The sequence below is a fragment of the Caulobacter sp. 602-1 genome (assembly GCF_003931565.1).
Taxonomy (GTDB): Bacteria; Pseudomonadota; Alphaproteobacteria; order Caulobacterales; family Caulobacteraceae; genus Caulobacter.
Genome location: NZ_RRYI01000153.1, coordinates 1 through 286 on the forward strand (window position 1 = coordinate 1; position 286 = coordinate 286).

1 pseudogene is annotated in these 286 nt (G+C 69.9%); it reads right to left on the reverse strand.

The annotated features are described in order from the left end of the window. A pseudogene (locus EIK80_RS25675) lies at window positions 1–286 on the reverse strand (AMP-binding protein); the annotation flags it as partial.

The following is a 286-nucleotide window of genomic DNA, read 5'->3' on the forward strand; positions in this document are numbered from 1 at the left end:
CGGTGACATGCGGCGACAGCGCCTTCAGCAGGCCGTCGCTAAGCGCGCCGCCATAGAGCCAGGTCCCGCTTGAGAGCTTGAACTCCGCGGCCGCGCGACCGGCGAACACCAGGCCTTGGGCCGGATCGCCGGGGTCGTGGAACAGGGCGAGACCCCCGGTGCGGTAGAAGCCTTCCTCGTCGAAGGCCGCCGCCGTCTTCTCCGGTTCGTCCAGATAACCGGCCGTGACCTGGGGCCCCTTCACCCGGACCTCGTAGCGGTCGCCGACGGCCTGCAGCTTCACCAG